General features: G+C 40.8%; 13 protein-coding genes. 9 read left to right on the top strand and 4 right to left on the bottom strand.

Annotated features, from left to right (window positions below):
• Window positions 1-13: 13 nt before the first annotated feature.
• The gene (gene lepB, locus HEQ19_30935; GenBank protein ID WZI67233.1) at window positions 14-598 is read right to left on the bottom strand and encodes a signal peptidase I; all 585 of its coding nucleotides are present in this window, start codon (window positions 596-598) and stop codon (window positions 14-16) included.
• A gap of 966 nt (window positions 599-1564) precedes the next feature.
• The gene (locus HEQ19_12385; protein ID WYM00197.1) at window positions 1565-1777 is read right to left on the bottom strand and encodes a helix-turn-helix transcriptional regulator; all 213 of its coding nucleotides are present in this window, start codon (window positions 1775-1777) and stop codon (window positions 1565-1567) included.
• 165 nt (window positions 1778-1942) lie between these two features.
• On the opposite strand from HEQ19_12385, the gene HEQ19_12380 reads away from it, so the two are divergent.
• The 6 genes from HEQ19_12380 (at window position 1943) to HEQ19_12355 (ending at window position 9088) form a co-directional block, all read left to right on the top strand.
• Complete coding sequence (locus HEQ19_12380) at window positions 1943-2404, top strand: hypothetical protein (protein ID WYM00196.1); 462 nt, start codon at window positions 1943-1945, stop codon at window positions 2402-2404.
• A 661-nt stretch (window positions 2405-3065) separates the two neighbouring features.
• Window positions 3066-4856 carry a translational GTPase TypA gene (gene typA / locus HEQ19_12375; protein ID WYM00195.1) on the top strand — a complete coding sequence of 597 codons (1791 nt, stop codon included), beginning with the start codon at window positions 3066-3068 and terminating at the stop codon, window positions 4854-4856.
• Between the two features lie 670 nt (window positions 4857-5526).
• A complete protein-coding gene (locus tag HEQ19_12370) occupies window positions 5527-5910 on the top strand; it encodes a hypothetical protein (GenBank protein WYM00194.1) in 384 nt (127 codons plus the stop codon).
• 47 nt (window positions 5911-5957) lie between these two features.
• Window positions 5958-7127 (top strand): GUN4 domain-containing protein, encoded by a 1170-nt coding sequence (locus tag HEQ19_12365; GenBank protein ID WYM03377.2) that lies wholly within the window; start codon window positions 5958-5960, stop codon window positions 7125-7127.
• 112 nt (window positions 7128-7239) lie between these two features.
• Window positions 7240-7524, top strand: coding sequence for a hypothetical protein (locus HEQ19_12360; protein ID WYM00193.1), 285 nt, complete (start codon window positions 7240-7242; stop codon window positions 7522-7524).
• Between the two features lie 97 nt (window positions 7525-7621).
• Window positions 7622-9088: a Fic family protein gene (locus HEQ19_12355; protein ID WYM00192.1), complete on the top strand. Its 1467-nt coding sequence runs from the start codon at window positions 7622-7624 to the stop codon at window positions 9086-9088.
• A 21-nt stretch (window positions 9089-9109) separates the two neighbouring features.
• Here HEQ19_12355 and HEQ19_12350 read toward each other — a convergent pair whose 3' ends face one another.
• A complete protein-coding gene (locus HEQ19_12350; GenBank protein WYM00191.1) occupies window positions 9110-9433 on the bottom strand; it encodes a hypothetical protein in 324 nt (107 codons plus the stop codon).
• Window positions 9434-9734: 301 nt separating this feature from the next.
• Window positions 9735-10178, bottom strand: coding sequence for a DUF29 domain-containing protein (locus tag HEQ19_12345; GenBank protein ID WYM00190.1), 444 nt, complete (start codon window positions 10176-10178; stop codon window positions 9735-9737).
• Between the two features lie 70 nt (window positions 10179-10248).
• Here HEQ19_12345 and HEQ19_12340 point away from each other — a divergent pair, with 70 nt between their 5' ends.
• The 3 genes from HEQ19_12340 to HEQ19_12330 all read left to right on the top strand — a co-directional run bounded on the left by HEQ19_12340 (window position 10249) and on the right by HEQ19_12330 (window position 12379).
• Entirely contained in the window at window positions 10249-11406 is a 1158-nt protein-coding gene (locus HEQ19_12340; protein ID WYM00189.1) for a DUF58 domain-containing protein, read from the top strand.
• Window positions 11407-11624: 218 nt separating this feature from the next.
• Complete coding sequence (locus tag HEQ19_12335) at window positions 11625-11990, top strand: ferredoxin thioredoxin reductase catalytic beta subunit (GenBank protein WYM00188.1); 366 nt, start codon at window positions 11625-11627, stop codon at window positions 11988-11990.
• Window positions 11987-12379 (top strand): DUF309 domain-containing protein, encoded by a 393-nt coding sequence (locus HEQ19_12330; GenBank protein ID WYM00187.1) that lies wholly within the window; start codon window positions 11987-11989, stop codon window positions 12377-12379. The genes HEQ19_12335 and HEQ19_12330 overlap by 4 nt, the downstream gene beginning before the upstream one ends.
• Window positions 12380-12957: the final 578 nt, after the last annotated feature.

The raw sequence follows: 12957 nt of genomic DNA, 5'->3' as shown, positions 1-12957 counted from the left end.
TGCTATCGCAGTTCTATTCCAGAGAAGCTATACGATTGAAAGGGAACCATCTTTTGTAGGCTTTACCAATAATCAGATTTCGGGGTACCACTCCCCAGCAACGACCATCGTAGCTACTGTTCCGGTTATCACCTAGCACTAAATATGATTCTGCTGGTATCGTGACTGGTTTTGATAAGTAAGGCGGCTGAGTTCCTGCTGTGCAAATATCAATTAAAGTTCGCTGCTTAGAGGTGAGGTATTTCTTCTCTGATAGGGGTTGGTTGTCGATATAAACCAACCCTTTCTTTAATTGTACTTTTTCGCCAGGTAATCCAACTATTCGCTTAATAAAAGCATCTTTATATTGTTCTTTTTGTAGTTCTTCATTAGGGAGAAATACTATAATATCACCGCGTTTAGGATTTTCAAACCGATAACTGAACTTATTAACTAATATCTTATCTGCATTTTCTTGGTTTGGAGAACCTTGTAGAGTCGGTTCCATTGCTCCCGAAGGTATCCATCTAGATTCAATTACGTATGCTCTTAACGAAAATACAAACCCAGACGATAATAAACCTGATATTATTATTAATATGGCAATCAGCAATGCCATATTTTTCGACCAGTGACGATGCCCTGGTGAAAAGATATATGCAATATAGGAAAAAATCCCAGAAACAATTGGTAATAGTAATGGTGAAAATCTGGCAGAACCAATTATCACGAATATGGCAAATACGCCCAAGAAAAACTTGCCAATGTAGAAGTAACCTATTCCTAGAAACCGTGTCAGCAACATAGCTAGCCAAGGATCTTTACTCATCTGGCGTAAGAACTCAAATTCATCAGTATTTTGACTTCGCGCAACACTATAAGCGTCAAAAAGATTCCAAAACCAGATAAAGATAGAAATTACTATTAGACAAGCGCCAATTCTAATATCTCCTGTAGGATTTATTATTAGCCAAAATCCAAGTATCTGTAGTGCAATACAAATAAATATTAAAAAATATCCCTTAGTTTTTTTTCCTGAATATATTTGCCCTAGCCCAGGAAATATCCATGATAAATTTACGGCTAGCCACGGTTCTCTGTTGGACATACTAAGATGGATATTCTATCAGAATTATGCAAAAATAGTCACAAGCAATAAAAACAACTTTATTATCTGTTGAGTCTACTTCTAGAGTTGCCCATTCATTAATAAAGGTTCTGCAATTTTACTGCTTTACTAGCATTTACGCAAACAATCAGTTACAATCTGTGCATGTCTTTGAGTGAGATTTTGGAAAGATTCCCACGCTATGCCAAAATCACTTCAGACAGATGCTGATTTACCAGCAAGTAACATAATATTTTGCGGCTTGATATCCCGATGCAAAAACCTGATACCCAAGCCATTGTTCGCTACTGCACAAAATTTGTATCAATTGTGGCATATTACGAGCAACTGCGCCTAAGCAAGTCTATATCAACAGTATAAATAAATGTCTTAATACAGGATTTCATTAATTCGTAGAGGTTGAAATTTCTCAGCCTCTGCGTCGTCCCTCTGCGTTAAAAACCTCAGATCATCCGCCTATTCTTCGATTACATCAAATAGGTCTTCAATCATAATATCAAAAGTCCGCGCCAGCTTCCGTAATGCAGTTAGGTCAGCCATTACCATTCCTGGAGACACAGCATAGGTTTTAATGGTACCGTACGGGACTCCTGAGCGTTCAGAGACTTCCTTCAGAGTCCACCCCTCTTTGGCAGCAAACTCTCGAATCCGTAATCTAACTAATCCCATGCTTGACAATCCGCCGGTATTTCAGCTAAAATATTTTTATGATTAAAAGCAATCGCTTTGGTCTCGCAAACTGAAGCGATTGCCAAGTAAACATATAGTCTCACAAAATCTGAATCTGTGAGACAAATCTACGAAATCCCGCATCTACGAAATTCCGCATCTACTATGATACCAACACCACAGCCACAATCGCCACAAGATTCTCAATCAAAACCAGCTCATCCTTTGGCAAGATTTGTGACGCCTGAAGCAGTAGCGTTACTCCTGAAGATTAAAGTCGAGCAAATCAAAGAAATTCGGCTGTGGCCTAACGTCATTCTGGTAATTGCCAAAAACTTGGTCAGGTTCGTCAGTTATGCCGATTTACCGCCAATCATAGAAGTCGAACCACCCACAGCACAAGATTTTGTGCGCTGGCGCAAGCGGTGGCATAAAAGCCAAACCAAGCTAGCGCCGGATTTTTGGCACAAATTTTACCAACAAAAATTTTCGGAATCGGCTAATATCTGCCAACTCTACACTTGGGGGCAATTGGTACGGGTAATTAAATTTGCGATATCCACCAAAAACCTAGAGTTATTACGGCATGAATATCTCACAGCGAAATCGAAATTCCAGCCAGCCTAATTTTCTTCTGGGGAAGCAGGTAAAAAATGGTCTGGAATTGTGTAGATTAAGCTAGAATTGTTAAAGGTTCTTTACAGAATTTGCTGTTCACCCCCAATTCTGTTAGAAATGCCTAGCATCCTAGCATTTAGCTTAACCCGGCAGAAGCCCCACACCATACCCGAAGTTGGTGTGGGATGAATGACGGGATAAAAACGAGACGCCCTCTAATTGTTTTTTACCCCAGGTAAAACAGATTAGAGGGCAGTTGAGTTTTTATCAATATCTTGAGATAGGTAATCACTTCTTGCTAGAATATATTCAGTGACGACAAAGCCTAAAATGCTGGTCTAACATAGTACCTTCTCGCAAAGGGAGAGGCTGCGCCAAGAAAACTGAAAATATGGGGTTTTATAGGGAAATGCAACCGTGTATGCTTTGCTGCCTCCTGTAAGTAAAATTTTCAAGGAAACTAGTTTGAACTTGGAATTTTTTTAAGACCAAGAGTGGGGCAGGGCACGTACCTCACTATAAAATGCTGTGGTGGGAAAAATGGAGTACCACGAAAGAAGTTCCTGATATCCTTAACAGGACTCGGAAGCCTACACCACATTGCTTGCAATTGGTGTAGGAGTGTCACTTGTAAATCTACATATCCCTCTAGAGTTCGCAAAAAGTTTCTATGACGCTCCCAATTCGTAACGTCGCCATTATTGCCCACGTTGACCACGGCAAAACCACTCTGGTTGATGCACTCCTCAAACAATCCGGCATTTTCCGAGAAGGGGAAGACGTTCCGGATTGCGTCATGGACTCCAACGCCTTGGAACGAGAACGGGGAATTACAATTCTCTCGAAAAATACAGCCGTTCGCTACAAAGAAACACTGATCAATATTGTTGACACACCAGGACACGCGGATTTTGGTGGTGAAGTAGAACGGGTACTCGGCATGGTTGACGGATGTCTTCTGATTGTCGATGCTAATGAAGGCCCCATGCCCCAAACACGCTTTGTACTAAAAAAAGCTTTGGAAAAAGGGCTGCGTCCCATCGTGGTCATCAACAAAATCGACCGCGCCAAAGCTGACCCCCACGTTGCTGTTGATAAAGTTTTAGATCTGTTCTTGGAATTAGGAGCAGATGAAGACCAGTGTGATTTTACCTATCTGTTCGCCTCCGGGATGGGCGGTTATGCCAAAGAAAGCATGGAAGCAGAAGCGGTAGACATGCAACCTCTGTTTAATGCGATTTTGCAACACGTTCCACCACCAGTAGGCGACATCAACAAGCCCCTGCAATTACAAGTCACAACCCTAGATTATTCTGAATACCTGGGACGAATTGTCATTGGCAGAATTCACAACGGTACCATCCGCGCCGGACAGCAAGCAGCTTTAGTTACAGAAAATGGCAGCATTGTCAAGGGTAAAATTACCAAGTTGATGGGCTTTGAAGGGCTAAAGCGCGTAGAAATGGAAGAAGCCACCGCCGGCTATATAGTCGCCGTGGCTGGTTTCGCTGATGCTTATATTGGCGAAACAATTACAGACCCCAACGAACCCCAAGCCTTACCACTAATTAAAGTAGATGAGCCAACCTTACAAATGACCTTCTGGGTAAATGATTCACCCTTTGCAGGTCAAGAAGGTAAATTGGTGACATCCAGACAAGTACGCGATCGCCTATTTCGCGAACTAGAAACCAACGTCGCCTTGCGGGTAGAAGAAACCGATTCTCCCGATAAATTCCAAGTTTGTGGTCGTGGAGAACTACACCTGGGTATCTTAATCGAAACCATGCGCCGGGAAGGTTTCGAGTTTCAAGTATCCCAACCACAAGTAATTTACCGAGAAATGAACGGTCAACCTTGTGAACCTTATGAACTTCTGGTGTTAGACGTTCCTGCTGATTCCGTCGGTAGCTGTATTGAACGCCTAGGACAACGCAAAGGCGAAATGCAAGATATGCAACCAGGTAGTGGCGATCGCACCCAGCTAGAGTTCGTCATTCCCGCCCGTGGTTTGATTGGTTTCCGGGGTGAATTCATGCGGATGACCCGTGGTGAAGGAATCATGAACCACAGCTTTTTAGATTATCGTCAACTTTCTGGCGATATTGAAGCCCGGAACAAAGGCGTTTTAATCTCCTTTGAAGAAGGGGTTTCTACCTTCTACGCCATGAAAAACTGCGAAGATAGAGGCTCATTCTTCATCACTCCAGGTACTAAAGTTTACAGAGGTATGATTGTGGGAGAACACAATCGTCCTCAAGACTTGGAACTGAATGTTTGTAAAACCAAGCAGTTAACCAACCACCGCGCTGCTGGTGGTGATGAACTAGTTCAGTTACAAGCGCCAATAGACATGAGCTTGGAACGGGCTTTGGAATACATTGGCCCTGATGAATTGGTGGAAGTTACACCCCAGTCAATTCGTCTGCGGAAGATGGCGAAGAAATTGGCGAAACGGTAAGTAAGTCAAGCCATAATTAAAAAGCCCGCATTAGCGGGCTTTTTGCATCAAGTACTACTGTAGTAGTTAAATCTGATATTATAAGCTAGTATAAATTCATTATTCCGTTTTAAGCGAGTCAGTAAATTTGATTCGCAAACATAATAAATCTAGAGTTTCTTATGTCAGCAACCCAGCCCTAAAGGGACTGAGCTTGTAAGAGAAATCAAGCAAGATGTGCTGACCAGACCACCCTGAGCGTAGTCGTTCGCGTCAGCGTCTCGTTGGCGCAGCCTCTCGTAGAGAAGAGAAGGGTAGCCGTTATTTGAGTCACGACACCTCGGAATGCGAAGCTAGTTCCCTGCTCTGTCGCTTGTGATTAAACAGTTCTAAGGTCACTGGAACAGTGTTGCAAGCCTAAAAAGCTCTTATAACTGGTCGTTCGCGTAGCGTCTCCTCTTAGGAGAAGCTAACTTTACCCCGAAAGGGTGGCTCCTCGGAGCAAAACATTATGCGTACAGGGTTGCAAAATTTGAAATGGTAATTGTCCCATTGAAAGTGCAATACAAAAGCACACCAAATTAAACAACCCCAAGGCGGTAATGAATAAAGATTGACTGCGGTTAAAACCGCCGAGTCGTTTCCCTCTCAGCACTAAAGTGACTGAGTTTCCCACATCCCACGAAGTTCTATGAGCGACACAGACCGAAATAACACGTACAACATATATTTAGGGGCAAATGGTAACTTTAACAAATCTATTTCTATTGAAGGTAATTATTTACAAGTACACGGTAATTACATAAATATAAGTCAGGATTTATCTCAAGCTGCTAGACAAATAGAAGAGTTATTATGTCAGCTAGAAAATCAGGGCTATAATCGCCAAGATGCTCAACAGAAGGTAGCTAAAGATTGGGCAAATGAAGTTCAAAATAACCCCAAAGCTAAAGGTAAACTTGTTAAATTAGGGCAAACTATACGTGATGCTGCTGCAAGTGCTGTCATAGGAGAAGCTACACTAGATGTGATTAAATTAGTGTTTGCTTCATTAGGTATTCCTCTGCCATTTTAAACTGTCAATTCCTCCTAGGCGATAAAGCACTGATCAGAAGTTGAAATATGAAAATTCCAATAAAGCAAATATTGAGAGAGTTCTATCTTCTGATCAATCAGCTTTCGTTGGTAGAGAAGTTAATATACAGTTTGTTTAGCATAGCTTTAGTTAGGGCTGTATACGTAACTATTCTTAATTTATTAAAAAAAATAATCGACTATGTTTTAGCAAATTATCAGATGATTTTTGCTATTTTTTTCGGCGTACTAGCTATACTCATATTTGGATTAGGTTTCTATTTATATATTTCAAGAGCTAGACATAAGCAAAATAGTTTAGATGAAAGCTCAATAGACGATGATATCAATGAACCTCGCAATATCTATACAGAAGGTAATTACAACGAAAATATTAATATTAATGGTGATCAAATAGAGATATATGGAGATTTTATTAACATAAATCAAGATTTTTCAGAAATTGCTCAAGAAATTCGTGAGTTAATAACTGAACTAAAAAATCAGGGTTATAGTGAAGAAGACGCTAAAACAGAAATTGCAACTGAATTAGCAGAAGAAGCCCGTAAAAAGCCCAAGGTTAGAAAAAAGCTTTTTATATGGAAAAAATATTTTACTACTAACACTACAAAAACTAATGATGAAACTGAAGTGGCAAGAGAAGTTGTCAATAGTGCTACAGCTTATAGTCATACTTCTTCTAAATATTTTACTGAAGCAGTATCCGGGTATTATCAGAAACTAGAAAAATTACTTCAAGCTAGAAAGTGGCAAGAAGCTGATTTAGAAACGGCAAAGATAATCTATGTGATATCTCATAAGGAGTTACCTGAAGATTCACTATATAGAAGAACTTATTTTGAAAATGTTTTTAGTGTTGAACATATTCGAGTTCTTCCCAGAAAAGATTTCAATAATATCAATAAACTCTGGTTAAAGTATAGCAATGGGAGGTTTGGGTTTAGTGTTCAAAAACGCATTTGGAAACGTCTTGGTGGTGGCTCTGATACCACTTATAATAGTGAGGAAATACAGGAAAAATTTGGTGATGAAGTTGGCTGGCGTAAAGAAGGAGATTGGGTATACTACTCTGATATTCACTACTCACGGACAGCACCATCTGGGCATCTTCCAATACTTTTAATGTTAAACTCAAGTAAATCCCAGCGATGTCATATTGATTTTGAAATACTAGAAGTCATTGTTGGACGTATATAGCACCAACCGCATAAGACGATTGACGAATTTTAGTAACGCACCCTACAATTTAAGGTTTACTTTATAAATTATGTTTCAGCTCGTAAAGCAACACGCAAGGAGCGAGAATATTATGAAAGCTGAGGCACTAAAAAAGCGATTAGATAAAAATCGTCCGATGACGACAATCACAATTCGCATTCCCGAAGATGTGATTGAAGATTTAAAGCGAATAGCACCATTGTTGGGATTTTCTGGCTATCAGCCCTTAGTTCGCGCTTATATTGGACAAGGATTGCGAGCAGATCTTGAGCGACTAGAGGGTGATACTGTCTCAGCACTGATAGCTAGCTTGAAACGTCATGGTGTTAGCGATGAGGTGATTCATGACGCTCTGGGCGAAATTACTCAAATATAGTTGGCTGCAGTAGTAGCGGGCAAGATGCCCGCACTACTCCGGGTTTCAAAATGGACGAGGTTTAGTTACCAAAGACAAATGACAAATATAGATATTTATGCTATGGCAACCGATAGAAGATCTACCATCAGACTGGCAGAAATTGGCAAGTTCTGAGTTACCACCTTTAGTAACTGTTTGGAACGAGCAAGCAGATCGTCTGCGTGCGTCTGGTGAGTTTCAAACTTTCAATGATAAACTACGTAGAGAGATCGCGATTGAAACTGGCATAATTGAGCGTTTGTACACCATAGATCGTGGCGTTACTCGCCTGTTGATTGAACAAGGGATCAATGAAGCATTAATCCCGCATGGAGCTACAGATCGTCCAGTCAAACAGGTAGTTTCTCTGATTAAAGATCAAGAAGCTGCAATTGAAGGATTATTCGATTTTGTCGGTGGACAAAGAACATTATCAACCTCTTATATAAAGCAGTTACATCAACTCTTAACTCAGAGTCAAGACAGTACAGAAGCGTTAAATCCACTTACAAAAGAAATATTTCGTGTCTCTTTGATAAAGGGTGACTGGAAGCGTCAACCCAACAATCCTTTGCGACTAGATGACACTGTTCATGAGTATTGTCCTCCTGAACAAGTTGCATCCGAGATGGACTCATTGATTACCCTACATCATCAACATCGCGATCAAAAAGTTCCCCCTGAGATAGAATCAGCATGGTTGCACCATCGATTTACACAAATTCATCCATTTCAAGACGGAAATGGTCGTGTTGCTCGTTGTCTAGCGAGTTTGGTCTTTATCCAAGCTAGTTGGTTTCCTTTAGTGCTTACCCGTGATGATCGAGCAGTTTACATCACAGCCTTAGAAAAAGCAGATCAAGGCGACCTATCCAATTTAATTAATCTCTTTGCTAAGAGCCAAAAACAAGCTTTTCTGAGAAGCCTTGGTTTATCAGAACAAGTTTTGTCAGAAGCACGACGAACTCAAGTTATTATTTCCGCTATCGCTGATAAATTGAAACAAAATCAATCAGCTTCTATTCAAGAGAGGTGCAATAAGGCTGAAAGCTTTGCTGCAAATTTATTTGATATAGCTGTCTTACGCTTGGAAGAAGTAGCTGAGGAAATCAAGTTATCTGTCCAGAACTTTGTAAGTAATGCAGAAGTTTTTACAGTTGCTGCTCGTGTTGAGGACCCTCGATCATATTATCATCGCTACCAAGTGGTGGAGACGGCTAAACAATTGGGGTATTTCGCCAATCTTCGGAACTACCACACTTGGATTCAATTAGTTATTAATGTGGAAACATCAACAACGCTTCTGCTTTCATTCCATGTTCTCGGACATGAATACAGAGGGTTACTTGTTTGTACTGCATGTGCTTACCATAGAGATGATTCTGAACAGGGTGAACGCAATATCAGTGATATTCAGTCTTTAGCAGATTCTCCATTCCAGTTTTCTTACGCAGATGAAGAAGAGAATTTAATAGAACGTTTCAAGCAGTGGCTAGAAGATATAATTTTGACTGGTTTAGAATACTGGAACAACAGTATTTAAATTTCAGGTTTACTTTATAAATCATCTTTCAGCCTCTTGTAATGAGCTATATAGTATTTCAAGACGCTCGTGATTAACTATATCAACGATTTTTAATTCCCCTGGTTGAAAATCAAAAATAATCCTATATATACCAGCACGTGCCATGAAATAATTTGAAATGGATTTCAATTGGTGAATCTGAATTTGTGAACAATTAGGGAATTCTTCTAAACTATTGATAGCACGAATGACTTTCTCTTGCTCTTGACTTGGTAGACTATCAAGTGATATTTGTGCTTTATCCAGCAAAACCACTTTATTTATCTTTAAATGTTGATGATTAAATTCAATACCTGAATTCATAGCAAAGGCAGAATTTTTATAGATAATATTTATATTATACGCCTGATTTGAATTAAAAATTTCCCAGCGATATCAAAAATTTTAGCTTTGTTTATAAAGTCACTATAGCGTTTCTCTCTCAAGTGAGGTACAGGAACCCCAAGCCCCTAAGAGCAAGCGAGGAGCTTGCTCTGATGTACCTCATGTGATTAGGAAATGCTATAAGCTTGAGGGTTAAGTATATGTATGGATATATATGCGAGTATTGCGAAGGAACCGTTCAACCCCGAACTGTCAAGCACCCTACCCCAATACGGTTCATTTAAGGTAAATAATTGTCATCCAATAATTTTGCAAGAGTGTAAGGACATTTCTCTGGAAAAATTGTTAAATCAGTTTTCACTTGCACAAAATCAACCGCACTTTGATAAATATTCTCTAAATCATCCTGTAACTTATTTACTAAATTCGTGGTTAAATGATTATTTAAGTCATATCTAAAGGTTTTAATTTCTCCAATCCAATGACGATAATTTATTTCATATTCTCCCTGCCAATATTGAAGTAATAATAGATGAATAATAATTTGTCTTAAAAAACTTTTGGCTTTAGCTAAATCTCTTTTACCCAAACAGATTAATTCCTCAATTAAGTTTTCTAAGTCAAGTTGATTGAACTGTTTTTGTTTTAATAATTCAATGGTTTCTTCTAACCATAAATTTTCATCAGTTTCATAGAGTTGTTTTAAATTGCTAGTAATTGTCATATTTTTACCTTTTCATCTAGATGAAAGCGAAGTCTTTCACTTTTGCTGATGTTGGGCTAGAACGGAAAGTATGAAAATTATCCAACCCACCATCAACTGGTTAGAAACCCACGCGTGTGCCCCTGCATACAGCGGTTGGGTCTTAGCAGGAATAGCTATAAGTTTTTTCGGTGCAGCAATTAATACAATGGCTGGCTGGCTATACGCCATCAGTGGAGTCAGTTTTGCCCTGTTGAGTGTAGCCGCCATTTTACCACCGCGATCGCTCTTCAATTTATCTGTCAACCGGCTTCCCATTGGGCCAGTGACAGCGGGGGATGAACTGACGGTAGAATTAGAAATCCACAATCAAACACAGCAGTCTGTTAGTTGGTTGCAAATCCAGGATTTACTACCCTTCGTTTTGGGTAAACCAGTACAAAAAGCCATAGAAACAATTCCCCCCCAAGGTAGTTACCGTTGGGTATACCACCATCCTACCCAGCGTCGGGGTATCTATCGCTGGCAAACAGTCGAATTGGGTAGTGGTGCGCCTTTGGGATTGTTCTGGTGTCGCCGTCAGCGTGAATGTAATGCAATGGCTATTGTCTATCCTACCGTGTTACCCCTGGCTAATTGTCCCCTAGTCGATCAAATGGGGCAAGAAGATAGTCATAATAGCGATCCGAGTGGTAGACCCTTGCAGACAGCTACATCAGGACTAGTGCGATCGCTCCGTCCTTACCGCTTGGGAGATCCCACCCGTCTGATTCACTGGCGTACCAGCGCCCGCTACGGAGAATTACGAGTGCGGGAATTAGAAATTATTACAGGTGGACAAGAGATAATTATTGCCCTAGACAGTGCTGCTAATTGGGCAGAAGACAACTTTGAACAAGCAGTTATTGCCGCAGCATCGTTGTATTTTTATACACAAAAACAACAGATGCAGGTGCAACTATGGACAGCATCTACAGGTTTAGTCAAAGGCGATCGCCTAGTCAAAGAAACCCTCGCAGCAACCACCCCCCAGCAAGACACTAGCACACCCGTGCCTGAGAGCTACCCCTTAATTTGGCTGACGCCAAACCCCTTGAGCCTCTCTTCCCTTACAGTGGGCAGTCGTTGGCTTTTGTGGCAGAATATATCCTCAGCATCAGCACCAGGAGTCATCAATCGGGATTACCCAGGCATAATTTTGCAAGCTGAACCAGCACTGGAACTCCAACTGCAAAAGCCACCCTCATAAGCCATTCAAATTTAATGTATTCAAAATTTCAATGGCTCTGATAAGTTAAGCTTTGTTGATTGCCCAGATTTTTTCGCTCCCAGCAAGCTAGAGATACAAGCGTTTGAGCAAAAGTAACTCCTTTTGAACTGCTAAGGTTGGGGAAATCCCCCCAGTAATAGCCTAGTAAGGCTGATGTACAATGCAAAGAAATGTTTAAATTATGAGCGGCCGATTTAATGATCTCATCAGAAGTTAACACAAAATCCACCGATAAAAGCCTAGAGGCAATGCGGCATTTTTCTGAGCAATACGCAAAGCGTACTGGAACTTATTTCTGTTCTGAACCCTCTGTTACCGCAGTCGTCATTGAAGGACTAGCCAAACATAAAGATGATCTCGGTGCGCCTTTGTGTCCCTGTCGCCATTACGAAGATAAAGAAGCTGAGGTCAACGCTGCATATTGGAACTGTCCCTGTGTACCAATGCGTGAGCGTAAAGAATGCCATTGTATGCTGTTCCTGACATCGGACAATGAGTTTGCAGGCGACCAACAAGAAATTTCTCTAGAAACAATCAAAGAAGTGCGGGATACTATGGGATGAGCGAAACCATGCCCCAAGAGTTTTGGCAAGGCGTAGAACAGTTTAATTCTGGACAGTTCTATGCCTGTCATGATACCTTAGAAGCCTTGTGGATCGAAGCCAGCGAACCGGAAAAATCCTTTTATCAAGGGATTTTGCAAATTGCTGTGGCACTGTATCATTTGGGTAATGGCAACTGGCGAGGAGCAGTAATTTTACTGGGAGAAGGACGCAATCGCCTGCGTCGTTATCCATCCAGTTACGGCGGCATTGATTTGGAAGAATTATTGCAGGAAAGTGGAGCATTGTTAACTGCACTACAACAAATCGGCCCAGATAAAATTTCCACTGAAGATGACCTCAGTGAATATGAAACCTTACCTTTGCCTAGAATTGTCCTAGCTCAGTAGGCGACTGACAATTAAAAATCTCCAATTTGTAGGGTGCGTCAGTCAGAAAAACCCCTAATTGCTAAGAGATTAATTACTGCTGACGCACCCTACTGATTCAAAATATTGGGGAATTTACAGCAGATTGCAGGTAAATGAGGTACAGATATTACAATGATTTTCAGGTAAATAGACCACGCTTTTGGGGCGCAAGGCCTTGCGCCCATACAAGGATCTGTGGTTCAAAGAAATGAAAATTGCTGTATTTTTTGCTACTCCCTAGTCAATAAAAAAAAGACTCAGATGTAGCACATTGAACTTGCTGTCTGGAATGGCAAATGGGAATCTAGGTTTATTCTCTCGGACTTGTATAGCTGTCAGAGCTACCTGATGGGTTTCCTTGAAAGCTTGCTAATCTCAGAGGATTGGTAGCGAAACCTTCAACTTGGGAAAGCGTCACTAGTTTCAGCCAGTAGTAGAGCGGGTGCGAAAATCAATATCCGATTCAAAGCTGATTGTAACGGTGCTGCAAATGTTGCACGTAAAGTAGCGGCGACTCTAGGCTTAGACCTAGCAGGAGTCAGTAGAGGCGCTTTGAG

This window comes from Gloeotrichia echinulata CP02 (assembly GCA_038087035.1).
Classification (GTDB): domain Bacteria; phylum Cyanobacteriota; class Cyanobacteriia; order Cyanobacteriales; family Nostocaceae; genus Gloeotrichia; species Gloeotrichia echinulata.
This window is presented reverse-complemented; position numbering and strand designations above follow the sequence as displayed.

Coding starts and splice junctions, on each gene's coding strand:
- HEQ19_12370 (WYM00194.1), top strand. CDS start 5,527: ATGAGCGACACAGACCGAAATAACACGTACAACATATATTTAGGGGCA.
- lepB (WZI67233.1), bottom strand. CDS start 598: ATGGCATTGCTGATTGCCATATTAATAATAATATCAGGTTTATTATCG.
- HEQ19_12355 (WYM00192.1), top strand. CDS start 7,622: ATGCTATGGCAACCGATAGAAGATCTACCATCAGACTGGCAGAAATTG.
- HEQ19_12385 (WYM00197.1), bottom strand. CDS start 1,777: ATGGGATTAGTTAGATTACGGATTCGAGAGTTTGCTGCCAAAGAGGGG.
- HEQ19_12345 (WYM00190.1), bottom strand. CDS start 10,178: ATGACAATTACTAGCAATTTAAAACAACTCTATGAAACTGATGAAAAT.
- typA (WYM00195.1), top strand. CDS start 3,066: ATGACGCTCCCAATTCGTAACGTCGCCATTATTGCCCACGTTGACCAC.
- HEQ19_12360 (WYM00193.1), top strand. CDS start 7,240: ATGAAAGCTGAGGCACTAAAAAAGCGATTAGATAAAAATCGTCCGATG.
- HEQ19_12380 (WYM00196.1), top strand. CDS start 1,943: ATGATACCAACACCACAGCCACAATCGCCACAAGATTCTCAATCAAAA.
- HEQ19_12335 (WYM00188.1), top strand. CDS start 11,625: ATGATCTCATCAGAAGTTAACACAAAATCCACCGATAAAAGCCTAGAG.
- HEQ19_12365 (WYM03377.2), top strand. CDS start 5,958: ATGAAAATTCCAATAAAGCAAATATTGAGAGAGTTCTATCTTCTGATC.
- HEQ19_12340 (WYM00189.1), top strand. CDS start 10,249: ATGAAAATTATCCAACCCACCATCAACTGGTTAGAAACCCACGCGTGT.
- HEQ19_12330 (WYM00187.1), top strand. CDS start 11,987: ATGAGCGAAACCATGCCCCAAGAGTTTTGGCAAGGCGTAGAACAGTTT.
- HEQ19_12350 (WYM00191.1), bottom strand. CDS start 9,433: ATGAATTCAGGTATTGAATTTAATCATCAACATTTAAAGATAAATAAA.